The organism is Klebsiella sp. 141153 (assembly GCF_032601995.1).
GTDB classification, from domain to species: Bacteria; Pseudomonadota; Gammaproteobacteria; order Enterobacterales; family Enterobacteriaceae; genus Klebsiella; species Klebsiella aerogenes.
In genome coordinates this window covers 227127-253332 of sequence record NZ_JAQIRJ010000006.1, presented here as the reverse complement: position 1 = coordinate 253332, position 26206 = coordinate 227127, and the positions used below count along the sequence as shown (strand labels likewise).

The following is a 26206-nucleotide window of genomic DNA, read 5'->3' as shown; positions in this document are numbered from 1 at the left end:
TCACCCATTCCTAACGTCTTCACATAACCCCCAGCATCGACGTGACCATAGCCATCAAAGGCGCAGTCAGTTCCGGGTCAACACGGAACATCTCTACGATCCCCTCACTCAGCTCCTTCAGCTTTTGATGGCGCGGGGCGTTCATCGCAACGGCCACTTTCGCTTCGCTCGTTTCCTTCTCAAGGCGAGCGAAGCGGGACATGAAACTGTCTTCTGGAAGAAGTCGGTGGCGGTACTCCAGCGGCAGCACGGCCATGATTGCCGGAGTCAGCTGGCGAACGTTCTCGCGGTACTGATCGGAATCAAACCGGTTATCCAGGAAGCGAAAGAGTTTCTGCCGGGCCCGGCTGATATCGTCAGGAAAGCTGATTGAATTGCCGCCCTGCTCCCGGTACTCGTTGATAATCAGAGCTGATACCACGTCCTGATTTTCGATAGCCGACGCCCAGGCTCTTACTGCATCTCGGATAAGGTCATGATCGTGATCCTGTTTTGATTGAGCGCGATTTATCATCGCGGCCGGAACGAATCCGGTATTGTGGTGATACGTAAGTGATTGCATCGATTTCCCTTCGTGGTTAGGCCGCTGTATCACGCGGCGATGCGAATACCAGGCTTTCTTTGAGGACCGGAGCCTGGCGATGAAAATTCTTCGTGCCTTTTTCGATAGCAGATGCCATTTCTGGAGATGCCCGGCGATTTCCGTAGGCGATCTGGTCCAGGTACCCAGGCGTCGTGTTAGCCAACTTTGCGAGCTGTGCCCATTCGTCGGTAGTGGCGGTCTTGCGCCAGCGGTGTAGTTCAGTGCTCATTGGTGTCTCCGGGTGAGTCGTTTGATTTGGAGTTTAGCGTTATGCTAAATACTACGCAAGCAACATTTAGCAATTTGCACATTTATCGATTTGCTAAAAGCAGTAACAATGCAGGGATGGAAAATAAAGAAATCCGAAAAGCCAACCTGGAAGCGCTGTATGAGAAGCGCCAGCACGAATCTGGAATGACCAAGGCGCAGTTCGCCGAACTCATCGAGACAAGTCCGGCTGCCCTTAGCCAGCTCCTGGGACCGACCCCTCATCGCAATATTGGCGATAAGATGGCTCGTAAAATTGAAACCGCTCTTGATCTGCCTTTTGGCTGGATGGATGTTTTACACTCTAATGAAGAACCTTCGAACGTTGCATTTCGAGGACTGAACGATACAAAAGGAAGTTATCCGGTAATAAGCTGGGTAAGCGCGGGACAATGGATGGAAGCTGTAGAACCTTATCACCGTAGAGCGATTGATCGCTGGTATGACACGACCGTTATCTGTTCTGAAGATTCATTCTGGCTGGACGTCAAAGGAGACTCCATGACCTCCCCTGCAGGCCTGAGCATTCCTGAGGGAGCGGCCATCCTAGTTGATCCTGAAGTGGAGCCTCGCAACGGAAAGCTGGTTGTTGCAAAGCTGGAAGGCGATAACGAAGCAACCTTTAAGAAGCTTGTCATCGATGCAGGCAGGCGATTCCTTAAGCCTCTTAACCCCGCTTACCCAATGATAGAAGTTAATGGCAACTGTAAAATTATCGGTGTAGTGGTTGATGCCAAGATACTGAACATTCCATAGCCTGACACAATACCTATCAAGCCCGCCATCGTGCGGGCTTTTTTACACCCTAAATTCCTGCCCAGTAAATTTTTAATCGCTTATTAATCAATACGCTAAATCCAACCAACGAATAATTTAGCATTTTGCTATTGATATTGATTTAGCATAACGCTAAATTCACTCCATCGAAACGAAACATCGATGCGGCCACCAGAGTTAAGCCGCGGCGGACAGCAAGTCGCCTGCTCATTAACAAATCAGATAAGCAACACAATCACCCGGAACGCTCCTGGCAAATTGAACAGAGCGCCCAATAGGACTGAGGCAGGTGTGTAACGCGTGGCGGGTATAGCACACGAAGAGGATTACGGCCCGGTGATGGTTGGTTGCTCAGTCGCCCTGAACATCGGGGCATCAACTTAGAGGAGAGACTCCAATGAAGCATTAAAGCGGATAGACCGCACTTTGATGCCTGTTCAGGCAGCGTGACGACGGCGTTAATACGGTCGGGTTCCCACGGCGGCGTAGTGAGGGAAAGGAGGCGTAAAGCATCACTGAGTTACCGGTTAGCGCCCGGTTAACGCGTAAGCAGCTTCAAAAGATGACCGGGAGACCGGCGCTAGCCACTGCGAGATTGTGGCAAAGATTTACCTGCAGGTCTTAAAAGGGTTCTCCCGTTAAGCCCAAATAATGGATCGAGATAGTCCTTTAATAATCCAAGGAGAAGTAAATGAGCCAATTTGAAAATGTATTCCTGTCTGCAAAGAAAATCGTCGGTAATCAGCTGGCGGTTGAAATCAACGTGGAGAAGGCGAAAACCTTCAGCCCATTTGTTCGTGTTGGTATTTCCGCTACCGGCATTTTTGAGCGCCGCCCTATGAACATGTTTGGCGGCATTTTTGAGCAAAATGAGCTCTCTAACGTTGATACCTTCCCTGCAATTCTGTGGCAAATCGACAACTTCGCCAATCCGGAATATCCAGACCATCTGATTATTTCCACTAACGGTCAGTTTGGCGATTACCTGGAACTGAACGTCATTGATCAGATGCAGCAGTTCAACGAACCAGCAGAAAGCTTCATCCTGGAAGTTCAGGACCTCACCAAATAACACTGAGCCAAAGGCCGCTTAGGCGGCCTTTTCATACCTCAGTCGCTTCACCGAGGCGGCTTAGTTATGACAACCGGCGGCCATCCACCGCCAGAGATTAAGCGCAGGAGTCTTTCTTGTTCCGCGGGCCGGCGATAAGGCAACGAGGGTGATATGAATCACGATGAATTTGATGATGGTCGTTGCGGTATGTCGCGCCGGTGCTGGCGATACATGGTCCGCTTCTGCATTGGCTTGATAGCAATATACCTGCTGATTGCCTTATTTGTGATGGAGGTCTTCCATGATTAGTCAGCACTACGGTACCCAGACCGTTAACCGCGGCGCCGTTCAGCCAGGCATGCTGGTTAAGCATCGCGACGGCACTTGGACGGCATCAGCTCACAAGCGCGGCAAGTTGTACCTTCACCGCGGCTGCGAACGTACCTACACCAAAGCCCTGCTTATCGAGATCTACCTCGATGGACGCGGAAACGGCTTAAGCAACTAACCTGTCATTTATTTGGCCCGTGAGGCGCGAGCTTGAATTCGAGGTTGTAAAGCTTGCCATCAGGCGCTCTAAAATCGACTTCAAAGAAATCAGGCGGATTAAACGGATCAGGTGCATTTTTTGCGATACACGTAGAACGCCACGCTATATGTCCACTCTCACCTAAACCAAGTGAACGTGATTTCCACCAGTCATACCATGACTGATCGCTTGGCTGATCACTACCCTTTTCCTTCACAAACCAACGATTCCGTTTAGAACGCTTACCCATCTCTTCGGTTGGGTACATCGGAGTTGGCAATTTTTTATCAATCAGCATCTGGTCACCTTATTTGTCGCCGCTGCGCTTCATACATTCTGAGCCGTCATGCTGATTAATCAAGTTTCACATTGAAAGGCCGGGCTGGCTTCATGCAGCCGGGCTCTGCACATCCAAATTTCAGGAGTTCAGACATGAACGAATTTCTCACTTACGACTGCATTGAAGATCGTCGTTGGGTTGAGCAACAGCTTTCCGAGGAAAAAGAAAAGTGGATTGACGACCGGGCGCAGGAAATTATCGACGCCCTGCCGAAAGAGCCGTCAGGTCTGTTCCTCTTCTCTGTACCGATGGACAAAAGCCCATACGAAGGACTCCGCAGCGATGCCGCCGGAGAGGCATATAACGATTTCATTTCGGCAGTTGCTTACTCCCAGGCGGAATACGACTGGGAACACCGTACCGGCTGCCCGTTTTAATTTTTGAGGGGATTAACGATGGCAAACGAATTAACAATCACAGCGAGCGCGCTGCAAGAAAAAGGCATCGACGTCGCTACTTGGAGCGCGCTGAAGAACAGCATCTACCCTGGCGCCAAAGACGAATCTGTGATGATGGCGCTCGATTATTGCCGCGCCCGCCAACTGGATCCACTACTGAAGCCTGTCCACCTCGTGCCGATGAGCGTCAAAGATTCGAGAACAGGGAAAAGTGAATGGCGCGACGTGGTCATGCCGGGAATCGGGCTTTACCGCATTCAGGCAGACCGTTCCGGCGATTATGCTGGGGCGCGGGAACCAGAATTCGGTCCCGACGTAACTCAGACGCTTACTGGTGTCGAGGTTACCTTCCCTCAGTGGTGCAAATACACCGTTTTCAAGCGCATGCCGAGCGGCGAGATCGTCGAATTCAGCGCCAAAGAATACTGGATTGAAAACTATGCCACCGGCGGCCGCGACACCACGGCGCCGAACGCTATGTGGAAAAAGCGCCCATACGGCCAGCTGGCGAAATGCGCAGAAGCCCAGGCGTTGCGTAAGGCATGGCCTGAGATTGGACAGCAGCCTACAGCCGAAGAGATGGAAGGTAAAACGCTGGAATTGGATGTGCGTGACGTTACTCCGCGCAGCACTACAGAGGAGCTCCCCCTAGTGGCCAGCGATGAAACGCTGCAGGCAATCACCGATCTCTTATCGTCACTGAATAAAGACTGGGAACAGGACTTCCTGCCTCTGTGCAGCAACATCTTCAAGCGTGATATTTTCCTGGCATCACAACTCACCGAAGAAGAAGCGCAGAAAGGCTATAGCTTCCTCCAGAAAAAAGCGCAGGTGGCAGCATGACACCTGAAATTATCCTAGCCAGGACCGGCATTGACGTAAACAACATCCAACAGGGCGATGAGGCGTGGCACCGGCTGCGCCTCGGCGTCATCACTGCCTCCGAAGTGCATAACGTCATCGCCAAGCCAAGATCTGGGAAGAAGTGGACAGACATGAAAATGTCCTACTTCCACACCCTACTCGCCGAGGTATGCACAGGCGTTGCGCCAGAGATAAACGCCAAGGCGCTGGCCTGGGGTAAGCAGTACGAGGAAGACGCCCGCACTCTTTTTGAGTTCACCACTGACGTGAAAGTCGCGGAGTCTCCGATCCTGTTCCGCGACGAAGGCATGCGTACCGCCTGCTCACCTGACGGCCTGTGTAATGATGGCCGCGGCCTTGAGCTGAAGTGCCCTTTCACCTCTCGCGACTTCATGAAATTCCGGCTTGGCGGCTTTGAGGCTATCAAGTCAGCCTATATGGCCCAGGTGCAATTCAGCATGTGGGTAACCGGCAAAGATGCCTGGTATTTCGCGAATTATGACCCTCGCATGAAGCGAGAAGGCATTCATCACGTAGTTGTTGAGCGCGACGACAAATACATGTCCGACTTCAACGAAATGGTGCCTGAGTTCATCAGCAAGATGGACGAATCGCTGGAAGAGATCGGCTTTACCTTCGGGGAGCAGTGGAAATGAAACGCACTCCATTATCCCTTTTACCCGGCCTGGCGCCGGGTTCTTTTGCCTGGAGAACAACATGAGCGAAGTTATTCAGCTGACTCCTAATAAGTGGGTTTCGGAAGAAGTGCTGATGACGATCACCGGACTCACCAAAAACGCTATCAAATCGGCCCGCGAAAAATCATGGATGGAAGGTCGCGAGTATCGGCACTATTCCGGAGACTGCCAGCCTAAGGACAACTCCCCTATCCTCTACAATCGCTTAGAGATAGACAACTGGGTTGAACGTCAGCGACCGGCGATCCCGCGCCAGAAATCTGTTTAAATACCCCAGTGATTCACAACAAGGAGAACGCATGAAATATCCTACCGGGGTAGAAAATCACGGGGGTAGTTTGCGCCTGTGGTTTATATATAAGGGTGTAAGGGTTCGGGAAAATCTCGGTATACCTGACACCCCAAAAAACAGGAGAATGGCAGGAGAACTGAGAACGACCATTTGCTATGCCATCAAGATCGGCACGTTCAATTATGTCGAGCAGTTTCCGCAGTCTTCAAACCTTGGGCGATTTGGCCTGACGCGCCCAGGGATTACTGTTGGCGAACTCGCCAAAAGATGGTTGGAGCTTAAGAGGATGGAAATTACGCTTAACGCCTTCAACCGTTACCGGTCTTACATCAAAATTTGCTGCGAATTACTGGGCCCAGACAATATGCTTACCAGCATTAACACGGAACAGATTCTGTTAGTAAGAAAGGAGTTGCTTACAGGGTTCCAGATTTGTGGGAAACACCAGAAGAATCGCTCCGCCAAAAAAGGCCGGACAGTGAGAACAGTAAATGTTTACCTTAACTGCCTTGGAGGCATGTTTTCTTTCGCTAAGCAAAATGGGTATATCGACAGAAACCCATTCGAAGGCATTGATCCTCTCAGGAAGAGTAGATCGGAACCAGACCCACTTACCCACGAAGAATATTTCCGACTTCTTGACGCTTGCCCATCAGAGCAAATAAAAAATCTGTGGATACTGGCCGTTAACACTGGACTACGTCACGGAGAAATTAGTGCGCTTGCCTGGGAAGATATAGACCTGAAAAAATGGACAATCACTGTAAGCCGCAACATTGCCATTAAAGGGCATTTCACCCCGCCTAAAACAGAATGCGGTAACCGGGAAATAGTGCTCACCGACGCAGCAATACAGGCTCTGAAAAGCCAGATGGCTTATACACGGATGGGCAAACAGCATCAAATAGAAGTGCATTTGAGAGAGTTCGGCAGAACTAGAACAGATGCGTGTACTTTCGTATTTGTCCCGCGGTTGACTGCAAGGAATGGAAAAGGTGGAGACTGGTATGCGCCTGGTTCTTTCGGCGCGACGTGGAATGATGTGCTCAAGAGAGCCGGCATTCGTCATCGCCGTGCGTATGAATCAAGACACACTTTCGCATGCTGGGCATTAAGTGCGGGAGCAAATCCTAACTTCATTGCTTCACAGATGGGCCACACGTCAGCACAAATGGTTTACAACGTTTACGGAAAATGGATGACTGACAACAACAGTAATCAGATGGCGATACTCAACGCAAATTTTGGAGGTTTTGCCCCATCCATGCCCCAGGCTCTAAATCAGTAACCACTTTTCCCTTTCATTTCAACGTGTCATTGCGCCCAGTCTGGTTTGTTTAAGATATGGTCCTGCCAGTCGACGACGGTGGACTCTTTCACCGCTATATGGCGCACGGAAATACGTTCGCCGTGCATCGCCACTTTTGAGCCGGTCAGCAGCGGATGCCAGTGTGGCAGCGGTTTACCTTCCGCCAGCAGGCGATAGGCGCAGGTGTGCGGCAGCCATTCGAAGGTCGGCAGATTCTCACGCGTGAGTTTGATGCAGTCCGGTTCGTACTCGAAGCGACGCTCGTAGTTGCGGCACTGGCAGGTTTTAATGTTGAGCTGACGGCAGGCGACGTTAGTAAAGTAAATCTCGTCGGTATCTTCATCCATTAGCTTATGCAGGCAGCACTGTCCGCAGCCGTCGCACAGTGATTCCCACTCCGCGTCGGTCATTTCATCCAGTGTTTTTTGTTGCCAGAAAGGTTGTTCGCTCATTGGGATGTCCGTCATTACAATTCAGGGTGCACCTTATAACCAGTCTGGCACGCCGATGCAAGTTTTGCCGCCCCAAAAGGCGGCAAGCGGACGTTACAGCACGCGGGTAGACAACGTCAAACCATTGAAGCCGACTTCCAGCTCGTCGCCGCTGGCCAGCGGCCCGACACCGTCCGGCGTCCCGGTCAGGATGATATCGCCCGCTTTCAGCGTAAAGAAGCGCGACATATAGGCAATTAGCGGTACGATCTTATGAATCATATCCGCGGTCGTCCCCTGCTGGCGGACTTCACCATTAATCTTCAGGCTTAGCGGCGTATTTTGCGGATCGCCGTTGAACTCGGCGGCAGGAATAAAACCGGAGATCGGACAGGCGTTATCAAACCCCTTAGCTTTCTCCCACGGTTGCCCGGCCTTTTTCATCTTGCCCTGAATATCACGCAGGGTGAGATCGAGCGCCACGGCATAACCGGCAATCGCCTTGCGTACGTGGTCTTCGCTGGCCTGGCGCAGGGTACTGCCTATCAGCACCGCCAGTTCAACCTCATGATGCACCGAGCCCAATCCTTCAGGCAGTACCAACGGCTGGCGGATATCGCATAGCGCCGTTTCAGGTTTAATAAACAGCACCGGTTCTTCCGGCATCGCGCTGCCCATCTCCTTAATATGTTTTGCGTAATTACTGCCAACGCACACCACTTTGCTCACTGGATAATCCAGTAACTCACCCTGCCAGTTATGATGTTGGTACATTATTTTCCCTCAATGGGTTAATCGGATTTATTCCCCTGTTCCGCGAGGTGTTTCTTAAGTAGATTCTCAGGAGGGGGAGGAAGTTGAAGGTAATAGCCCTGATCGACGAGCGCTTGTTTTACTTTTTCGAGGTCAGCGTTAGCCAGCGTCTTGCGCCCGTCGAGCGGCAGCAGCATGGTCATCTGCGGGGTGCCGAAGCTTGCCATCAGTTCCGGCGGGACGCGTGAGAAATCGTCCTTTTTTTCGACATATAAATAGGTTTGTTCACGTTTAGCACTTCGATAGATCACACAAAACATAGTTTTACTCGGAATTAGACCCGTGGTCACTTGCCTCAATATATGAGTGACTATAACATGCCTTTTAGTCTTCGGAATATCACCGCACTTCGGCGGATGATAAACAGCAAATTGAGTAAGGCCAGGATGTCAAATACGCCAATCGAACTTAAGGGCAGTAGCTTCACTTTATCTGTCGTTCATTTGCACGATGCAAATCCCGAGGTTATTCGTCAGGCGTTAGAAGACAAAATCGCCCAGGCTCCCGCTTTTTTACGTCATGCACCGGTCGTGGTCAACATCAGCAGTATTGAAGAGAGCGTCGACTGGCGCCCGATGCATGAAGCTATCGTCGCCACCGGATTGCGCATCATGGGGGTGAGCGGTTGTAAAATTTCCCGCCTGAAAACGGAAATCGACCGCGCCGGGATCCCGCTACTGACGGAAGGAAAAGAGAAAATCGTTCGTCAGGCGCCGCCGCCGGAACCCGTTGAACCACCACCAGTTGCTACGCCGATCACAAAAACGCGTTTGATTGATCTGCCGGTACGTTCCGGTCAGCGCATTTATGCGCCACACTGTGATCTAATTGTTACAAACCATGTGAGTGCCGGAGCGGAACTTATCGCTGATGGTAACATCCATGTGTATGGCATGATGCGGGGACGTGCGCTGGCTGGCGCAAGCGGCGACAGAGATGCCCAAATATTTTGTACTAACCTCGCGGCGGAACTGGTGTCCATCGCAGGGGAATATTGGCTGAGCGATAACATCCCAGCTGAATTTTATGGCAAAGCGGCGCGCCTGCGTTTAGGCGACGGCGCTTTGACAATTCAACCGTTCAATTAATCCCTTTTTAACAAGGAATTTCTATGGCACGCATTATTGTTGTGACTTCGGGTAAAGGGGGCGTTGGTAAGACCACCTCCAGCGCGGCCATCGCTACTGGTTTGGCCCAGAAGGGAAAGAAAACTGTCGTTATCGACTTCGATATCGGCCTGCGTAACCTCGACCTGATTATGGGATGCGAGCGTCGGGTGGTTTATGACTTCGTCAACGTTATCCAGGGCGATGCCACTCTCAATCAGGCGCTAATCAAAGATAAGCGTACTGAAAATCTCTATATCCTTCCGGCTTCTCAGACCCGTGATAAAGACGCGCTGACCCGCGAAGGTGTAGATAAGGTTCTTGAAGAACTGAAAAAGATGGACTTCGATTTTATTGTCTGCGACTCCCCGGCAGGCATCGAAACCGGCGCGCTGATGGCGCTGTACTTCGCTGACGAAGCCATCATCACCACTAACCCGGAAGTCTCCTCCGTGCGCGACTCCGACCGTATCCTTGGCATTCTGGCCTCCAAATCCCGCCGCGCGGAAAATGGCGACGAGCCGATCAAAGAGCACCTGCTGCTGACGCGCTACAACCCGGGCCGCGTGAACAAAGGCGACATGCTGAGCATGGAAGACGTGCTGGAAATTCTGCGCATCAATCTGGTCGGCGTGATTCCGGAAGATCAGTCCGTGCTGCGCGCATCGAACCAGGGCGAGCCGGTCATTCTGGATACCGTTTCAGATGCGGGTAAAGCCTATGCGGATACTGTGGATCGTCTGCTCGGAGAAGAACGTCCTTTCCGCTTCATCGAAGAAGAGAAGAAAGGTTTCCTCAAACGCCTGTTCGGAGGATAAATTATGGCATTACTCGACTTTTTTCTCTCGCGAAAAAAGAACACGGCTAACATTGCGAAAGAACGCCTGCAAATCATCGTCGCGGAGCGCCGCCGCGGCGACGCGGAACCGCATTACCTGCCGCAGCTGCGCAAAGATATCCTGGAGGTCATCTGTAAATACGTGCAGATAGACCCAGAGATGGTCAGCGTACAGCTGGAACAGCGCGATGGTGATATTTCGATTCTCGAGCTGAACGTGACCCTGCCAGAAGCTGAAGAGTCGAAACCCTGACCCTGTTGTCTTGTTAACGGCATTTCGCCGTAGCCTTAAAAAAACCGGCCACGCAACGCGCGGCCGGTTTTTTATGGCCTGAATAGCGCCCGGCGCTAGCGAGGATAGTCGTTGAGCAGCGCTTTAAGACGATCGGCCATCAATTCGCCACGCCAGCCGGAAACCAGTTCTGGCTCACCATTTTTATTTTTAAGCTGCCAGTGCCAGTTCAGCAGTTGGTTTATCTGACGGCGCGACGCCAACAGCTCGGCGCTCACGCCCTTCTCCGCGCTCACTTCCTGCACCAGCGCTTTAATATCTTTAAAGGCTTTACGGTATCCCGGCATATCGATCAGGTTTTGCAGCGGCTCCGGCAGCGCCGATTCCGGCAAGGCCTGCGCTTTTTCAACCAGGCTAATCAGCGTTTTGCCGTGGAAGCGAATTTCGCTGCCGGATAAACCGAGGCTATCGAGCTCGCCGAGGCTGGTCGGCATATAGCGCGCCACGCTCCACAGATGCTCTTCGCGTACGACAAAGTTCACCGCCAGGTTACGCTCGCGCGCTTTGCGCAGACGCCACTCCGCCAGCAACTGCAGGCAGCCCAGCTGGCGCGTTCGCAGTTGCCAGGCATTGCCGATTTCCCGCCACGCATCCGCCGGGTCAAGGATTTCCTGACGGCGCTGCTGCATCAGGTGGCACTCGTTCAACGCTGCCGGCAGCCAGCCCGCATGGTCGGTTTCCGCCATTAATTTGCTGGCGATCGGCAACAGGTACCAGACGTCGGCGGCCGCATATTCGCACTGACGCTCGGTCAGCGGGCGGGCCAGCCAGTCGGTGCGTGATTCGCTTTTGTCCAGCGCGACGCCGGAATACTCTTCCACCATTGAAGCAAAGCCCCACGACATCGGGCGCCCGCAGAAGGCGGCCAGAATCTGGGTGTCGATCAGCGGCTGCGGCATCAGGTTGAACGCGTTGAGGAAGACTTCTAAATCTTCGCTACCCGCATGCAGGTATTTGGTGACATCCTGGTTGAGCAGCAGCTCGCGCATCGGCGCCCAGTCGTTGATGGTCAACGGATCGATCAGAGAGACCTGTTTGCCGTCGAACAGCTGCAGCAAACCAAGCTGCGGATAGTAGGTACGGGTGCGAACAAACTCGGTATCCAGCGCAACTGCGGGTGCCGAAGTTGCCGCTTCACAGATAGCGCGCAGGCCATCGTCGGTGGTGATCATCTGATAGTTCAAATCATACTCTCTTAACTTGCGCCCATAAAAAACGCCGGCTTAGCCGGCGCGAGATTAATCACAAACCTCATGCAATCGTTGGGCTTGCAGATTGCACCAGACAAATAACAAGGAAAATCAATTGATTGATTTTCGGCCGATCGCCACAAAGAAGGAAAAACCACGCTTTTTCCTTCTTTGTCAGTAATCTGGACGCCGGCTAGCCGGCGCCTGGCGACTCACTCGTTGCTTAGCCTTTATTGTCTACTTTAGCACGGGCTTCGTCACGCAGTTCTCGACGTAAAATTTTGCCGACGTTGGATTTCGGCAGTTCATCACGAAACTCAACCAGCTTCGGCACCTTGTAGCCGGTCAAATGGCGACGGCAGAAAGTAATCAGCGCTTCTTCGGTTAACGCAGCATCTTTCTTCACCACGAAGATCTTCACCGCTTCACCGCTGCTGCCGGACGGTACGCCGACGGCGGCCACTTCCTGCACGCCGGAATGCTGCATGACCACATCCTCAATTTCATTCGGATAGACGTTAAAACCGGAGACCAGAATCATATCTTTTTTGCGATCGACGATGCGCAGGAAGCCTTCATCATCCATCACCGCAATATCGCCGGTATGCAGCCAGCCATCTTTAATGATTTCATCGGTGGCATCCGGACGCTGCCAGTAGCCCAGCATCACCTGCGGCCCTTTGATGCAGAGCTCACCCGGCTCGCCCGGCGCGACTTCATTATCATCGTCATCGACCAGCTTGGCTTCGGTCGACGGCACCGGCAGGCCGATGCTGCCGCTGTGGTAGTCGATATCATGCGGGTTGACGCTCACCAGCGGCGAGCACTCAGTCAGGCCATAGCCCTCCAGCAGATACTGGCCGGTCAGTTTCACCCAGCGCTCCGCCACCACCTGCTGCACCGGCATGCCGCCGCCGGCGGAAAGATGCAACGAAGAGAAATCAAGCTGCTGGAACTCTTTATTGTTCAATAGCGCGTTAAACAAGGTATTCACCCCGGTCATCGCGGTGAACGGATATTTTGCCAGCTCTTTTACCAGGCCCGGAATATCGCGCGGATTGGTAATCAACAGGTTCTGCCCGCCGAGTTCAATAAACAGCAGGCAGTTCATGGTCAAGGCGAAGATGTGGTACAGCGGCAGCGCGGTCACCACCAACTCTTTACCACGGTGCAGTAGCGGACCGTAGGTCGCATTCACCTGTTCGAGGTTAGCCAGCATATTGCGGTGAGTCAGCATCGCCCCTTTCGCCACGCCGGTGGTACCGCCGGTGTACTGCAGGAAGGCCAGATCGTCCGCGACGATTTCCGGCTTCACGTACTGCATACGGTAGCCATGCTGCAGGGCGCTACGAAATGAGATGGCGTCCGGCAGATGATATTTTGGCACCAGCCGCTTAATGTACTTCACCACGAAGTTGACCAACGTTCCTTTAGCGGTGGAGAGCTGATCGCCCATCCGCGTCAGGATGACGTGTTTTACCTGGGTTTTATCGACTACTTTCTCCAGGGTATGTGCGAAGTTGGAAACGATCACAATCGCCGCCGCGCCGCTGTCATTGAGCTGGTGCTCCAGTTCGCGCGGGGTATACAGCGGGTTAACGTTGACGGCAATCATTCCGGCACGCAGGATCCCAAACAGCGCCACCGGGTATTGCAGCAGGTTAGGCATCATCAGCGCGACGCGATCGCCCTTCTGTAGCCCTAATCCTTGCTGGAGATAAGCGGCGAAAGCACGGCTGCGCTCTTCCAGCTTACGGTAGGTCATCACCTCGCCCATGTTGATAAATGCCGGCTGATCGGCATAACGGGTGGTGGCGTGTTCAAACAATTCAACCAGGGATTGATAGCGGTCAGGATTTATCTCCGCCGGGACATCGGCGGGATAACGGTTTAGCCAAACCTTTTTCACTGCTTCACCTCTGAAATAGTTATTCGTCGTCATCACAGCCCCTGATCAACAAACATTTTGTTAACATTATATTAACTCAGCGTACCAGTTTATTAATTAGGCGTTTTTCAGGTTGCGAAGCGCGTCACTATTTATTTTTCTTATGAGACTAAAAAACACGAAACAGCGGGCTAGCCGCTGTTTCTATTCCATTATAAAAACAACAAAATCATTCCGTTACGACATTTCTGACCTCGGCCGGTCCCGGGTTATACCAACCCCAACCGCCGTATCCGTAGCCCCAGGGGCGTGGGCCGAGCATCCACGGGTCGATGGGCTGCGGCGGCATCACCACCTGCTGCACCACGTTCCAGCGCTTATAGCCGGTGGCGTTCATCAACATGAATTTATAGGGGGTGGCGCCAACTTTTCCGTCGACGACGCCGCTAATCGGCCCAACCACTGTCACCAGCTGGCCGCGGAAATCGACCGGGTCGAGGAAACCGCTCACGTCGGCGAGGATACGGCCGCGTGAAGGTTCCCCCAGTTCCGGCCGCGCGCCACTATCCAGCGGTACGGTGGCAATCTCTAAGCGGGTTTTCCCCTGCTGATTCTGCACGTTGACGACCTTACCGCCAAAACGCGCTTCCTGGCCGATATACAGCTGCGGCGCGTTCATCACCCGCACTAAATCCTGCTGCGGCGTAGGGCTGGTGCCTTTAATAACATCCGGCACCGACACGCAACCGCTTAGCGCAACGGCGACCGCCGCGGCTAACAGCCAACGAACACCCTGTTTTTGACCCGCCATGATGCGACTCCTTCTCTCAGTCTTCTCTCTACTGAGATTCACTCGCGGCCAGGAAGTTTCTTCCACGCCACTTCGTTTCGCAAATAAACTGGTTCCGCATGCTCAACGGCCACGGTTTTTCCCGCCGCAAGCAGTTGGATGGCCAGCGGTAGCATATCTTCTGCCGCCGGCAGTTCAATCTCGCCGCTGCTTAAAATCAGCCCGCTCTCTTTCGCCAGATCCGGCCACGCCTGCCAGCCGGTGCCGACGGTAGCCCATTCGCCGGAAAGCCGCGCCAGGCGTTCGGCAACCGCAGCCGGTTTGAGGACCGCTTCAGTTTCTTCGCCGTGCCAGACGCCATCTTCGTCGCGCTGATACTCGGCCCAGTAGACTTCGCCCATACGCGCGTCAATGGCCGCCAGCACGCGAGTAGCGCCGGTTTTGCGCCACGCGCCCTGCGCCATCGTCGCCAACGTAGAGACGCCAATCATCGGTAGCTCCGCGCCCAGCGCCAGTCCTTGGGCAATGCCGATACCAATACGTACGCCGGTAAAACTGCCCGGCCCGCGGCCAAAGGCCAACGCGTCAAGTTCATTCAGCGTAGTGCCGCTTTCAGTGAGGACCTCCTGCACCAGCGGCAGGATACGTTGGGTGTGTTCGCGAGGACAAATTTCAAAATGGGCGCTCAGGGCGCCATCATTCCACAGCGCCGCGGAGCACGCCTCCGTGGCGGTATCGATAGCCAAAATTCGCATGGGTGGTCACGCTCTCGTTACATATTCCAGGTTTTAGGGCGGTACATTTATCGGCGCGCGGACTTACCGCCGCCGTACCATCCTAAATCCATTGGGGATAGCTGATTAACAAAATGGCGCGCAGCTTATCACATTTTACTGCGGATTACCTTGCCGGCGGCACGGCGAGGAAGCGCACCGCCCGGCGGATATCGCGGGTCCGCGGCGCGGGTGGCAGGCTGGCCAGGAACACGGCGCCGTAGGGCCGCATCACCAGCCGGTTGTCGCAGATAACCAGAACGCCGCGATCGTCAATATCGCGGATCAGGCGCCCCACACCCTGTTTGAGGGTAATGACGGCATCCGGCAGCTGAACTTCATCAAACGGATCGCCGCCGCGCAGTCGGCAGTCTTCCATTCGCGCTTTGAGCAGCGGATCGTCCGGTGAGGTAAAGGGCAGCTTATCGATAATCACCAGCGACAGCGCGTCGCCGCGCACGTCAACCCCTTCCCAGAAGCTACTGGTCGCCACTAATAGCGCATTGCCGGCGCTAACAAACTGCTGCAGCAGCTGGCCTTTGCTGGTCTCTCCTTGTAGCAGTACCGGCAGCGTCATGGTGGCGCGAAACTGCTCCGCCAGATCGCGCATCATGGCATGCGAGGTGCAGAGCATGAAGCAGCGTCCATCATTGGCCTCAATCAAGGGTTTCAACATGGCCGCCAGATGACGGGCAGCACCGGGCTGGTTCGGCAGAGGTAGGTTACGCGGTACGCAGAGCAGCGCCTGATGCTGATAATCAAATGGGCTGGGCAACAGCAGCGTCTGCGCGTCATCAATGCCGAGACGAGCGGTAAAGTGGTGGAGATCGTCGTTCACCGACAGCGTCGCCGAGGTAAAGATCCAGCTCCCCGATTTTTGCGCCATCACCTCTTTAAACTTCTCGGCCACCGTTAACGGCGTCAAGGCGAGGGTAAAATGACGCGACGTGCATTCATACCAGTAGCTATAGCCAGGCTGATTGATCTCTTTGAGCCGCTTCAGGCGCCCGCGATAGAGCGTCGCGCGCTCAAAGGCGGCGTCGAGCAGCGCCGAGCGGCCAAGGGAGAGTTTGGCGACGTCGTAACACAGTTCAAGCGCGTCATCGAGCAGCAGCAGCGCGCGCTGAATGTGGCTATCCGCCAGCAGTTCGCGCAGGTTGCCGCGATAGCCCGGATCGCCCAACTGCAGACGGAAATCCTGCGCGCTTTGCGCCAGACGATCGGCGCATTTTTGCAGCTGTTGGGTATCTTTCAGTTCGGTACGGTAGGCAATGGTGATGTCTTTGGCCAAATCCAGTAGCTGGCGGCTGGAGAGCGACTGGCCAAAATACTGGCTGGCGATATCCGGCAACTGATGGGCTTCATCGAATATCATTACTTCCGCTTCGGGGATCAGTTCGGCAAAGCCGCTCTCTTTCACCACCATATCGGCAAGGAACAGGTGATGGTTGACCACCACTACATCCGCATCCATCGCCTTCTTACGCGCTTTCACCACAAAACAATCTTTATATAACGGGCAGTCGCTGCCAAGACAGTTATCGTTGGTGCTGGTCACCAGCGGCCAGGCCTGAGAATCTTCGGCGACGCTGGCGCAGGTGCTGATATCGCCATCCTGCGTCTGATTTGACCAGGAGCGCAGAAGAATAACGTCACTTAACGTTTGTACCGGCAGATCGCCGCCCGCCAGCGCCTGCTGCTCAAGGCGTTCAAGGCACAGGTAGTTTGAGCGCCCCTTTAATAGCGCCAGTTTACCGGTGAATTTCAGCGCTTTGGCGACGGTCGGCAGATCGCGGCTATAGAGCTGATCCTGCAGCGCTTTCGAACCCGTGGAGATGATCACCTTTTTCTTCGCGCGCAGCGCGGGCGCCAGATAGGCGTAGGTTTTACCGGTGCCAGTCCCTGCTTCCACCACCAGCGGCCGGGAGGCTTCAATAGCTTCACTCACCGCTATCGCCATCTGGCGCTGCGGTTCGCGCGGCTTAAATCCCGGTATCGCCATGGCCAGCTGGCCGTCTGCTGCAAAATCGTCGATCACGTTGCCCCCTGGTTATTTGGACAGTGATTATGTCAGGGAGGATGGCGTTTCGCCAGCCCGGGTAGTGACGCGGGCGGAACATTGTGGCAGTCTTGCCGCAGCCAAATGGATAGAACAAAGAGGAAAGATAAATGACAATTACGCGTATTGATGCCGAAGCCCGCTGGTCTGATGTGGTGATTCACAACCAGACTATCTACTACACCGGGGTGCCGGAAAACCTCGACGCCGACGCGTTTGAGCAGACCGCCAATACCCTGGCGCAAATTGACGCGGTGCTGGAAAAACAGGGCAGCAATAAGTCACGTATTCTTGATGCCACCATTTTCCTGGCCAACAAAGATGATTTTGCGGCGATGAATAAAGCCTGGGACGCCTGGGTGGTTGCCGGTCACGCGCCGGTGCGCTGCACCGTACAGGCAACCCTGATGAAGCCGCAGTATAAAGTTGAGATCAAAATCATCGCCGCGGCGTAATTACTCGTCTTCGTCGTCATCTTCGAAGCGCGCTACGATCCGGTCGCCGGTATGCGTGGCGCGCAGTTCATCGGCCACCAGGGCGATTGCCTGGCCGCTGCTCATCCCCTGCGCCATCAATTCCTGAATACGTTCGACCGCTTTTTGCTGTTGCTCATGGCTCAGCGAAGGTAAACCTGCAAACATCACTCACTCCTGCTACATTGTGGGGCGTAATTATTTCACGCCGTCCGCCATTTCGCCAGTGGGCGGCACATTAGGATCGAGGTTAATGTTGTCCCCCGCTATTATTACCCTGCCCTGGCGCCCGGATGCCGCCGAACGCTATTTCGCGCCGTTAAGCGCCACGCCGTGGGCGATGCTGCTGCACTCCGGCTTCGCCGACCATCCGTATAGCCGTTTCGATATTATCGTCGCCGAACCGCGCGCGACGCTGGTTACCCGCGGCGAGCAAACCTGTGTCTGCGACGGTGAAGGCGAATTTGTCTCGCAGGACGATCCGCTGCAGCTGCTGCAACAGCAGTTGGATCGCTGTCAGTTAACGCCGCAGGCCGATGAAAACCTGCCGTTTCTCGGCGGCGCGCTGGGGTTATTCGGCTACGATCTTGGCCGTCGCTTTGAACGTCTGCCGACGCAAGCGCAGGCTGATATCGCCCTGCCGGAGATGGCGGTCGGCATTTATGACTGGGCGCTGATCGTCGATCATCAACGCCAGCAGGTGTCGCTGCTCAGTTACGACGATCCGCAACAGCGCCTGCAGTGGCTGGAGTCGCAAATACGTGAGCCGGGTGAAGCATTCGCCCTGACCTCCTGCTGGCAATCGAATATGAGCCGCCAGCAGTACGGCGAAAAATTCCGCCAGGTGCAGGCGTATCTGCGCAGCGGCGACTGTTATCAGGTCAACCTGGCGCAGCGTTTCCAGGCCCGCTACCGCGGCGACGAATGGCAGGCATTCTGTAAGCTTAATGCCGCTAACCGCGCGCCGTTCAGCGCTTTTATTCGCCTGCCGGAAGGGGCGATTTTAAGCCTGTCTCCGGAACGTTTTATTCAATTGCATCAGGGTGACATCCAGACGCGCCCCATTAAAGGCACGCTGCCGCGACTCGATTCCCCGCAGGAGGACGCACGCCAGGCGGCGACGCTCGCCAACTCGCCGAAAGACCGCGCCGAGAATTTAATGATTGTCGATCTGATGCGCAATGATATCGGCCGCGTCGCCGTGCCGGGCAGCGTTCGCGTACCGGAACTGTTTGTGGTCGAACCGTTCCCGGCGGTGCATCACCTGGTGAGCACCATCACCGCACGATTGCCTGCTACGCTTGATGCCAGCGATCTGCTGCGCGCGGCCTTCCCTGGCGGCTCCATTACCGGCGCCCCGAAAGTTCGCGCCATGGAGATTATCGATGAACTTGAACCGCAGCGACGCAACGCATGGTGCGGCAGCATTGGATATCTCAGCTTGTGCGGCAATATGGATACCAGCATTACTATCCGTACGATCACCGCCTGGCAGGGCCAACTGTACTGCTCAGCGGGCGGCGGTATCGTGGCGGACAGCGAAGAAGCCGCGGAATATCAGGAAACTTTTGATAAAGTTAACCGTATCCTGCATCAACTGGAGAGCTAGAACATGGCGGCTAACGCCCTCGATCTGGACGACTTTCTTTCCCGTTTTCAACTGCTGCGCCCGCAGCCCTCGCCGCAGTCGCTGAACCAGCGCCAGGCGGCGGTACTGGTGCCGATTGTCCGTCGCCCGCAGCCGGGACTGTTGCTGACCCAGCGTTCGCCGCTGCTGCGCAAGCACGCGGGCCAGGTCGCCTTCCCCGGCGGCGCAGTTGATAACACCGACGCTACATTGATCGCCGCCGCGCTGCGCGAGGCGCAGGAAGAAGTGGCGATCCCGCCGGAAGCCGTGGAAGTGATCGGCGTGCTGCCGCCGGTCGACAGCGTCACCGGCTTTCAGGTGACGCCGGTGGTCGGCATAATCCCCCCGGACCTGCACTATCATGCCAGTCAGGACGAGGTGTCTGCGGTGTTTGAAATGCCGCTGGAAGAGGCGCTGCGCCTGGGTCGCTACCACCCGCTGGACATCCATCGGCGCGGTAATTCTCATCGCGTCTGGCTATCGTGGTACCAACATTATTTTGTCTGGGGAATGACCGCCGGCATTATTCGCGAGCTGGCGCTGCAAATCGGCACTCGCCCTTAGCTATAATAAGTAATGCGAAGCCGCTCGCACTATTAGTAAAACCAAGGTTATCCATTAGTTTAATTCATGTGAATAGTTAAGCTGACAACCCGGTTCCCTCTTACACTATGCGCAGTTATTACATCGTTACCGCAACCGCGGTAACCCTGTCAGGAGTGTTATCGTGATTAGTATATTCGACATGTTCAAGGTGGGGATTGGTCCCTCATCTTCCCATACTGTAGGGCCGATGAAGGCCGGTAAACAGTTCGTCGATGACCTGGTCGAAAAGGGATTGCTTAATGAAGTGACGCGCGTCGCCGTTGACGTTTATGGGTCGCTTTCATTAACCGGCAAAGGCCACCACACGGACATCGCCATTATCATGGGGCTGGCGGGCAATCTGCCTGCAACGGTCGATATTGACGCGATCCCGGCATTTATCCGCGACGTTGAAACTCGCGGCCGTCTGCTGCTGGCAAACGGGCAACACGAAGTCGACTTCCCGGCGGATGACGGCATGCGTTTTCGTAGCGACAACCTGCCGCTGCACGAAAACGGCATGACTATCCATGCCTGGGCCGGCGAGAAAGAAATCTACAGCAAAACTTACTATTCAATCGGCGGCGGTTTTATCGTCGACGAAGAGCATTTCGGCAAAGAAGACGCGAGCGAACTGCAGGTTCCGTATCCGTTTAAGTCGGCGCAGGAAATGCTGGGCTATTGCAAAGAAACCGGTCTGTCGCTCTCCGGCATGGTGATGCAAAACGAACTGGCGCTGCACAGCAAGCAAGAGATCGAAGCCTATTTCGAAAACGTCTGGCAAACCATGCGCGCCTGTATCGATCGCGGCATGAACACCGAAGGCGTGCTGCCGGGGCCGCTGCGCGTGCCGCGTCGTGCTTCGGCGCTGCGTCGCCTGCTGGTCGCCAGCGATAAACTGTCTAACGATCCGATGAACGTTGTCGACTGGGTGAACATGTTCGCGCTGGCGGTCAACGAAGAGAACGCCGCCGGCGGCCGCGTCGTTACCGCGCCGACCAACGGCGCCTGTGGTATCGTTCCGGCGGTGCTCGCCTATTACGATCACTTTATCGAGTCCGTCAGCCCGGATATCTATATTCGCTACTTTATGGCGTCCGGCGCGATTGGCGCGCTGTATAAGATGAACGCGTCCATTTCAGGCGCTGAAGTCGGCTGTCAGGGCGAAGTCGGCGTCGCCTGTTCAATGGCGGCGGCGGGCCTGGCTGAACTGCTCGGCGCCAGCCCGGAGCAGGTTTGCGTGGCGGCGGAGATCGGCATGGAACATAACCTCGGCCTGACCTGCGACCCGGTCGCCGGACAGGTTCAGGTGCCGTGCATCGAGCGTAACGCTATCGCCTCCGTGAAGGCGATTAACGCCGCGCGTATGGCGATGCGCCGCACCAGCGAACCGCGCGTCTCTCTCGATAAAGTTATCGAGACCATGTACGAAACGGGTAAAGACATGAACGCCAAATATCGCGAAACCTCTCGCGGCGGCCTGGCGATCAAAGTGCAGTGTGACTAAAACGCGTCTGTGAAATGCGCCCTTTCCGGGCGCATTTTTCTTTTTCTCCCACCAACTTATCTTACCCACTACACTTGCTTTAAGCCGGCTGTTACTCTTATTCCTCTATTTAGCCGACAGGGCGCCGCGCATGCAAAATGCACAGAAGGTCATTTCGACATATCGCCGCAAGCGCATTCTGGTGTGCCTGGCCGTTGCATTTCTGACGCTTGCCGTCACCCTGACAATCCGATTTATTTCACAGCGTAGCCAAAATCAGCAGCGTATCCAGACGGTGACCCGCAATATGGTGATCGCGATGGACAATATCCTGCAACCGCTGGCGGCAAAACACGCTACCCTGCTAAGTATGGTCGGCAAACCCTGTCAGGATGTACATCTTGAACTGCGTAAAACCGCAGCCACGCTACAGACCGTGCGCTCAATCATCCTTGTTCAGTCCGGGATGGCCTACTGCTCCAGCATTTTTGGCCCGCGCCATGTGGCCATTCATCAGCTACAGCCCACACTGCCGACGGTAAAGCCGCTGCTGGCCTTTTCAACCGACAACTCACTGCTCAAAGGCACGCCGGTACTGATCCAGTGGTATCCCTCCTCCGTGAGCGGCGCCGACGGCGCGTTGTTAATTATTAATATCGAGCTGCTTGGCGAATTGATTCTCAAAGAAAAATCATCGCTCATAAGCGACATCAGCCTCACTGTAGGCAACAAGAGCTTTCTCAGCGATGTCGGCGTCGTCGAAAGTCATCAGTTGCCGGGTCTGCCGATAATTTACCGGCAAAGTTCCAGCCAGTTCCCCTATACCATCAACATCAGCGGCCCGGGAGCCTCCGCGGTGGCCTTAGAAGAGCTGCCCGCTGAATTACCGCTGGCGCTGATGTTCAGCCTGTTGATGACCGGTATCGCCTGGCTGACGACCGCAGGACGAATGACTTTTTCGCGCGAAATAACCCTGGGTATCGCCGCCCACGAGTTCGAGGTATGGTGCCAGCCGCTGCAGGATTTACGCACCCAGCAGTGCTGCGGCGTGGAAATTTTGCTGCGCTGGAACAATCCGCGCCGCGGCAATATCTCACCGGATGTTTTTATTCCTATTGCTGAAGGCTACAACCTGATAGTCCCCCTGACCCGCTACGTCATCGCCGAAACCGCCCGCCGGCTACATTATTTCCCGCAGGATGCCAATTTTCATATTGGTATTAACGTGGCGGCGCGTCATTTCAGTAATGGCGAACTGCTGCGCGATCTGCACACCTATTGGTTCAGCGCTAATCCGGTACAGCAGCTGGTGGTCGAGCTGACTGAACGCGATGTCCTGCGTGAGGGCGATCACCACATGGCGGAGCACCTGCATTTTAAAGGCGTCCAGCTGGCCATTGATGACTTCGGCACCGGCAACAGTTCTTTGTCCTGGCTGGAAAAACTCCGCCCGGATGTACTGAAGATTGATAAGTCTTATACCGGCGCCATTGGCATTGATGGCGTCAACGCGACGGTGACCGATATGATTATCGCCCTGGCGCACCGGCTCAAAATCGTCACCATTGCCGAAGGGGTCGAAACTCAGGAACAGAAGATTTACATGCGCAGCCACGGCGTGGATTTACTACAGGGATATTATTATGCCCGCCCGTTACCGGTAGAGGATTTTCCGCGCTGGCTGGCGGAGGAGAAGCACCGTCTGGCGGCGACTGGGGATAAAAAACAACCCGCCGGGCAAGTTTAGCCCGGCGGGTTCGACATTACTCTTCTTCGTCGTTATCGTGTACGGTTTTAATAACCCGTACCAGATCGACGCGGTAATCGTTCGCTTCAACAATGGTAAACTGCAGCGGCGGCAGTTCCACAACATCGCCTACCCGCGGGATATGGCCGTTCGCGGAGATAACCAGCCCGGCAACGGTAGCGATATCATCGTCTTCGTTGACCAGGTCGTCCAGCCCCAGCGCCTGCTGCAGCGCGTGGAGGTCGGTTGAGCCTTTGATTAACCACCCCTCGCCATCCAGCACAATTTCCGGCGTTTCATCCGCATCCGGGAACTCACCGGCAATCGCTTCCAGGACGTCCAGCGGCGTCACCAGCCCCTGCACCACACCAAATTCGTTGGTGACGATGACAAAGCTACCGCGCGCCCGGCGCAGCACGCCCAGCAGGTTGATCGGGTCCAGCGTTTCCGGCACCACAATCGCCGGAGAAGCGGAAGCCATTGCGGCAACGTTCTCGCCCGCTTCCAGCGCCACCAGCATCTCTTTGGCGCGTACAATACCGATGATTTCATCAAGCTCACCGCGGCAAACCGGGAACATGCTGTGCGGAGACGAAAGCAGCTGGCGACGAATTTCTTCTTCGCTCTGCTCAGCATCCACCCAGCTAATTTCGCCTCGCGGGGTCATGATGCTGCGCAATGAACGCTGCGCCAGGGTCAGCACGCCGTTAATCATATAGCGTTCTTCTTCAGCAAACGCGCCTTCCGGCACCGGCACTGCCGCCGGGCTATCGCTATCGTGCGCGACGGCCGCCTGTTTGCGACCGCCCATCAGGCGCAGAATCGCATCAGCGGTACGCGCGCGCAGCGGCAACGTCGACTGGTGGCGGATAAAGTTACGCCGCGCCACCTGGTTAAAGAACTCAATGGTTATCGAGAAGCCAATCGCCGCGTACAAATAGCCCTTAGGAATATGGAAGCCAAAGCCTTCTGCCACCAGACTCAGACCGATCATCAGCAGGAAGCTCAGACACAGCACGACAACCGTCGGGTGCTGGTTCACGAAGCGGGTTAACGGCTTCGAAGCCAACAGCATCAGGATCATCGCGATGACAACCGCAGCCATCATCACCGGCAAATGGTTCACCATGCCGACGGCGGTAATCACCGCATCAAGCGAGAAGACGGCATCCAGCACCACAATTTGTAGCACTACCACCCAGAAGCTGGCATAGCCTTTGCCGTGGCCGGCATCATGCTGGCGGTTCTCCAGTCGTTCATGCAACTCTGTCGTCGCCTTGAATAGCAGGAAGATACCGCCGACCAGCATGATCAGATCGCGCCCGGAGAACGAAAAATCGCCTATGCTTATCAAAGGCTTGGTCAAGGTGACCATCCACGAGATAACCGAGAGCAACCCCAGACGCATAATCAGCGCCAGCGACAGGCCGATGATACGTGCCTTATCACGCTGTTTTGGCGGTAGTTTATCGGCAAGGATGGCGATAAAGACCAGGTTATCGATACCCAGAACAATTTCGAGGACCACCAGCGTCAGCAGGCCAGCCCAAATGGTGGGATCCATTAAGAATTCCATGAGCGGCTCCCGTTAACGACAGCGGTAGTCATCGCGATGTCATGCACCGGCGAAACAATAGTTGCTGGTAAAAAAGCGTATGAGGTAGAGGCGGCAGACGAGTGCCTGAGGGTGAAAAGACGTCGATGACGGTCCATACGGCGGGCTATGCCCTATACTCCTGAGTAATTAAACGGAAGCTAAACATAGCAAAATATAGCGCAGAATTGGCAAAAATTTACCTGTCTTTGCAATAGCTAAGGCTATTTTTTGCGCTGCGAAATTATTGATTATCGAAGCGTAATTTACGGAGCTCCATCACATTAATTATTTTTTCACTATCTAAAATAATTCGCTGTAGTAATTAAATTAGATCTTACACCCTTACTGAATCGATTTTTCCACAAGAGTGATTCAGGATGTATCAGACCAGATGATGCATTCACCATAATAACGGAGGTAGCAAGTGACGATTGCTATTGTAATAGGCACACATGGTTGGGCTGCAGAACAACTGCTGAAAACCGCAGAAATGCTGTTGGGCGAGCAGGAAAACGTTGGCTGGATCGATTTCGTTCCCGGTGAAAACGCCGAAACGCTGATCGAAAAGTACAATGCACAGCTGGCAAAACTGGATACCACAAAAGGCGTGCTGTTCCTCGTCGATACGTGGGGCGGTAGTCCATTCAACGCGGCAAGCCGCATTGTTGTTGATAAAGAAAACTATGAAGTGATCGCTGGCGTCAACGTCCCGATGCTGGTCGAAACCTTCATGGCCCGCGACGACGATCCGTCGTTTGATGAGCTGGTGGCGCTGGCGGTGGAAACCGGTAGCGAAGGCGTGAAAGCGCTGAAAGCCAAACCGGTTGAAAAAGCGGCACCGGTGCAGGCGGCCGCGCCAAAAGCGGCGACACCCGCTAAACCGATGGGTCCAAATGATTACATGGTGATTGGCCTGGCGCGTATCGATGACCGTCTTATCCACGGCCAGGTTGCGACCCGCTGGACCAAAGAGACCAACGTCACCCGCATTATCGTGGTCAGCGATGAAGTCGCCGCCGATACGGTGCGTAAAACGCTGCTGACCCAGGTGGCTCCTCCGGGCGTGACCGCTCACGTTGTTGATGTCGCGAAGATGATTCGCGTTTACAACAACCCGAAATACGCCGGCGAACGCGTCATGCTGTTATTTACCAACCCAACGGACGTTGAACGTATTGTTGAAGGCGGCGTGAAAATTACCAGCGTCAACATCGGCGGTATGGCTTTCCGTCAGGGTAAAACGCAGGTGAATAACGCGATTTCGGTCGATGAAACCGATATCGAAGCATTCAAAAAACTGAATGCCCGCGGTATTGAACTGGAAGCGCGCAAAGTTTCCACCGACCAGAAACTGAAAATGATGGATTTGATCGCCAAGGTGGATAAATAACCCGGCGCTC

30 protein-coding genes are annotated in these 26206 nt (G+C 54.6%); 17 read left to right on the top strand and 13 right to left on the bottom strand.

What is annotated here, in order from left to right; translation table 11 throughout:
* Positions 1-19: 19 nt before the first annotated feature.
* Both PGS10_RS14380 and PGS10_RS14375 read right to left on the bottom strand, forming a co-directional pair.
* Positions 20-562, bottom strand: coding sequence for a toxin YdaT domain-containing protein (locus PGS10_RS14380; RefSeq protein ID WP_316423120.1), 543 nt, complete (start codon positions 560-562; stop codon positions 20-22).
* 16 nt (positions 563-578) lie between these two features.
* Positions 579-812, bottom strand: coding sequence for a helix-turn-helix domain-containing protein (locus PGS10_RS14375; protein WP_262831423.1), 234 nt, complete (start codon positions 810-812; stop codon positions 579-581).
* A gap of 41 nt (positions 813-853) precedes the next feature.
* Here PGS10_RS14375 and PGS10_RS14370 point away from each other — a divergent pair, with 41 nt between their 5' ends.
* From PGS10_RS14370 to PGS10_RS14360, 3 genes are all read left to right on the top strand, one after another.
* The gene (locus PGS10_RS14370; RefSeq protein WP_032709994.1) at positions 854-1606 is read left to right on the top strand and encodes a LexA family protein; all 753 of its coding nucleotides are present in this window, start codon (positions 854-856) and stop codon (positions 1604-1606) included.
* Positions 1607-2318: 712 nt separating this feature from the next.
* A complete protein-coding gene (locus tag PGS10_RS14365; RefSeq protein WP_165430678.1) occupies positions 2319-2699 on the top strand; it encodes a hypothetical protein in 381 nt (126 codons plus the stop codon).
* 283 nt (positions 2700-2982) lie between these two features.
* The gene (locus PGS10_RS14360; protein ID WP_015705909.1) at positions 2983-3189 is read left to right on the top strand and encodes a phage encoded cell division inhibitor protein; all 207 of its coding nucleotides are present in this window, start codon (positions 2983-2985) and stop codon (positions 3187-3189) included.
* Positions 3190-3193: 4 nt separating this feature from the next.
* On the opposite strand, the gene PGS10_RS14355 is transcribed toward PGS10_RS14360, so the two are convergent.
* On the bottom strand, positions 3194-3508 hold the full coding sequence (locus PGS10_RS14355; protein WP_101739611.1) for a hypothetical protein: 315 nt from the start codon (positions 3506-3508) through the stop codon (positions 3194-3196).
* Positions 3509-3642: 134 nt separating this feature from the next.
* Here PGS10_RS14355 and gamL point away from each other — a divergent pair, with 134 nt between their 5' ends.
* The 5 genes from gamL to PGS10_RS14330 all read left to right on the top strand — a co-directional run bounded on the left by gamL (position 3643) and on the right by PGS10_RS14330 (position 7090).
* Positions 3643-3927: a host nuclease inhibitor GamL gene (gene gamL, locus PGS10_RS14350; protein WP_015705911.1), complete on the top strand. Its 285-nt coding sequence runs from the start codon at positions 3643-3645 to the stop codon at positions 3925-3927.
* A gap of 18 nt (positions 3928-3945) precedes the next feature.
* Positions 3946-4791 (top strand): phage recombination protein Bet, encoded by an 846-nt coding sequence (bet, locus tag PGS10_RS14345; RefSeq protein WP_316423119.1) that lies wholly within the window; start codon positions 3946-3948, stop codon positions 4789-4791.
* Positions 4788-5468, top strand: coding sequence for a lambda exonuclease family protein (locus PGS10_RS14340; RefSeq protein WP_316423118.1), 681 nt, complete (start codon positions 4788-4790; stop codon positions 5466-5468). Before bet ends, PGS10_RS14340 begins: the two co-directional genes overlap by 4 nt.
* 61 nt (positions 5469-5529) lie before the next feature.
* Positions 5530-5778 (top strand): excisionase family protein, encoded by a 249-nt coding sequence (locus PGS10_RS14335; RefSeq protein WP_015705920.1) that lies wholly within the window; start codon positions 5530-5532, stop codon positions 5776-5778.
* 31 nt (positions 5779-5809) lie between these two features.
* Positions 5810-7090: a site-specific integrase gene (locus PGS10_RS14330; protein ID WP_316423117.1), complete on the top strand. Its 1281-nt coding sequence runs from the start codon at positions 5810-5812 to the stop codon at positions 7088-7090.
* A gap of 26 nt (positions 7091-7116) precedes the next feature.
* Here the strand turns inward: PGS10_RS14330 and PGS10_RS14325 are convergent, their stop codons facing one another.
* The 3 genes from PGS10_RS14325 to PGS10_RS14315 form a co-directional block, all read right to left on the bottom strand.
* Entirely contained in the window at positions 7117-7563 is a 447-nt protein-coding gene (locus PGS10_RS14325) for a YcgN family cysteine cluster protein (RefSeq protein ID WP_045390420.1), read from the bottom strand.
* A gap of 93 nt (positions 7564-7656) precedes the next feature.
* Positions 7657-8316, bottom strand: coding sequence for a fumarylacetoacetate hydrolase family protein (locus PGS10_RS14320; RefSeq protein WP_316423116.1), 660 nt, complete (start codon positions 8314-8316; stop codon positions 7657-7659).
* 17 nt (positions 8317-8333) lie between these two features.
* A complete protein-coding gene (locus tag PGS10_RS14315; protein ID WP_316423115.1) occupies positions 8334-8615 on the bottom strand; it encodes a YcgL domain-containing protein in 282 nt (93 codons plus the stop codon).
* Between the two features lie 126 nt (positions 8616-8741).
* Here PGS10_RS14315 and minC point away from each other — a divergent pair, with 126 nt between their 5' ends.
* The 3 genes from minC to minE are packed head-to-tail and all read left to right on the top strand — an operon-like array spanning position 8742 to position 10552.
* Positions 8742-9443: a septum site-determining protein MinC gene (gene minC / locus PGS10_RS14310; protein WP_047045268.1), complete on the top strand. Its 702-nt coding sequence runs from the start codon at positions 8742-8744 to the stop codon at positions 9441-9443.
* Between the two features lie 23 nt (positions 9444-9466).
* Positions 9467-10279: a septum site-determining protein MinD gene (gene minD, locus PGS10_RS14305; protein WP_015366054.1), complete on the top strand. Its 813-nt coding sequence runs from the start codon at positions 9467-9469 to the stop codon at positions 10277-10279.
* 3 nt (positions 10280-10282) lie between these two features.
* Positions 10283-10552: a cell division topological specificity factor MinE gene (gene minE / locus PGS10_RS14300; RefSeq protein WP_015366053.1), complete on the top strand. Its 270-nt coding sequence runs from the start codon at positions 10283-10285 to the stop codon at positions 10550-10552.
* A gap of 95 nt (positions 10553-10647) precedes the next feature.
* Here the strand turns inward: minE and rnd are convergent, their stop codons facing one another.
* The 5 genes from rnd to PGS10_RS14275 all read right to left on the bottom strand — a co-directional run bounded on the left by rnd (position 10648) and on the right by PGS10_RS14275 (position 17270).
* Positions 10648-11763: a ribonuclease D gene (rnd, locus tag PGS10_RS14295; protein WP_161801895.1), complete on the bottom strand. Its 1116-nt coding sequence runs from the start codon at positions 11761-11763 to the stop codon at positions 10648-10650.
* 241 nt (positions 11764-12004) lie between these two features.
* Positions 12005-13690 carry a long-chain-fatty-acid--CoA ligase FadD gene (gene fadD, locus PGS10_RS14290; protein WP_015705923.1) on the bottom strand — a complete coding sequence of 562 codons (1686 nt, stop codon included), beginning with the start codon at positions 13688-13690 and terminating at the stop codon, positions 12005-12007.
* Positions 13691-13898: 208 nt separating this feature from the next.
* On the bottom strand, positions 13899-14480 hold the full coding sequence (locus tag PGS10_RS14285) for a Slp family lipoprotein (RefSeq protein WP_045390409.1): 582 nt from the start codon (positions 14478-14480) through the stop codon (positions 13899-13901).
* Positions 14481-14518: 38 nt separating this feature from the next.
* Positions 14519-15214 carry a tRNA (adenosine(37)-N6)-threonylcarbamoyltransferase complex dimerization subunit type 1 TsaB gene (tsaB, locus tag PGS10_RS14280; protein WP_045390407.1) on the bottom strand — a complete coding sequence of 232 codons (696 nt, stop codon included), beginning with the start codon at positions 15212-15214 and terminating at the stop codon, positions 14519-14521.
* Positions 15215-15359: 145 nt separating this feature from the next.
* Positions 15360-17270, bottom strand: coding sequence for an ATP-dependent DNA helicase (locus PGS10_RS14275; RefSeq protein ID WP_045390404.1), 1911 nt, complete (start codon positions 17268-17270; stop codon positions 15360-15362).
* Positions 17271-17401: 131 nt separating this feature from the next.
* Here PGS10_RS14275 and PGS10_RS14270 point away from each other — a divergent pair, with 131 nt between their 5' ends.
* Positions 17402-17746: a RidA family protein gene (locus PGS10_RS14270; RefSeq protein WP_015366047.1), complete on the top strand. Its 345-nt coding sequence runs from the start codon at positions 17402-17404 to the stop codon at positions 17744-17746.
* Here PGS10_RS14270 and PGS10_RS14265 read toward each other — a convergent pair whose 3' ends face one another.
* Positions 17747-17932, bottom strand: a complete 186-nt coding sequence (locus PGS10_RS14265; RefSeq protein WP_015366046.1) for a YoaH family protein — start codon at positions 17930-17932, stop codon at positions 17747-17749. It abuts the gene before it with no gap.
* A gap of 85 nt (positions 17933-18017) precedes the next feature.
* On the opposite strand from PGS10_RS14265, the gene pabB reads away from it, so the two are divergent.
* The 4 genes from pabB to PGS10_RS14245 all read left to right on the top strand — a co-directional run bounded on the left by pabB (position 18018) and on the right by PGS10_RS14245 (position 23209).
* Positions 18018-19373: an aminodeoxychorismate synthase component 1 gene (pabB, locus tag PGS10_RS14260; RefSeq protein WP_047077764.1), complete on the top strand. Its 1356-nt coding sequence runs from the start codon at positions 18018-18020 to the stop codon at positions 19371-19373.
* A 3-nt stretch (positions 19374-19376) separates the two neighbouring features.
* Positions 19377-19955 (top strand): CoA pyrophosphatase, encoded by a 579-nt coding sequence (locus tag PGS10_RS14255; RefSeq protein WP_015705928.1) that lies wholly within the window; start codon positions 19377-19379, stop codon positions 19953-19955.
* A 163-nt stretch (positions 19956-20118) separates the two neighbouring features.
* The gene (gene sdaA, locus PGS10_RS14250) at positions 20119-21483 is read left to right on the top strand and encodes an L-serine ammonia-lyase (protein WP_015705929.1); all 1365 of its coding nucleotides are present in this window, start codon (positions 20119-20121) and stop codon (positions 21481-21483) included.
* A 130-nt stretch (positions 21484-21613) separates the two neighbouring features.
* On the top strand, positions 21614-23209 hold the full coding sequence (locus tag PGS10_RS14245) for an EAL domain-containing protein (RefSeq protein WP_316423114.1): 1596 nt from the start codon (positions 21614-21616) through the stop codon (positions 23207-23209).
* 16 nt (positions 23210-23225) lie between these two features.
* Here the strand turns inward: PGS10_RS14245 and yoaE are convergent, their stop codons facing one another.
* Positions 23226-24785 carry a CNNM family cation transport protein YoaE gene (yoaE, locus tag PGS10_RS14240; RefSeq protein WP_045390395.1) on the bottom strand — a complete coding sequence of 520 codons (1560 nt, stop codon included), beginning with the start codon at positions 24783-24785 and terminating at the stop codon, positions 23226-23228.
* A 445-nt stretch (positions 24786-25230) separates the two neighbouring features.
* Between yoaE and manX the strand changes: the two genes are divergently transcribed.
* Positions 25231-26196, top strand: a complete 966-nt coding sequence (gene manX, locus PGS10_RS14235) for a PTS mannose transporter subunit IIAB (RefSeq protein ID WP_045390392.1) — start codon at positions 25231-25233, stop codon at positions 26194-26196.
* Positions 26197-26206 lie beyond the last annotated feature (10 nt).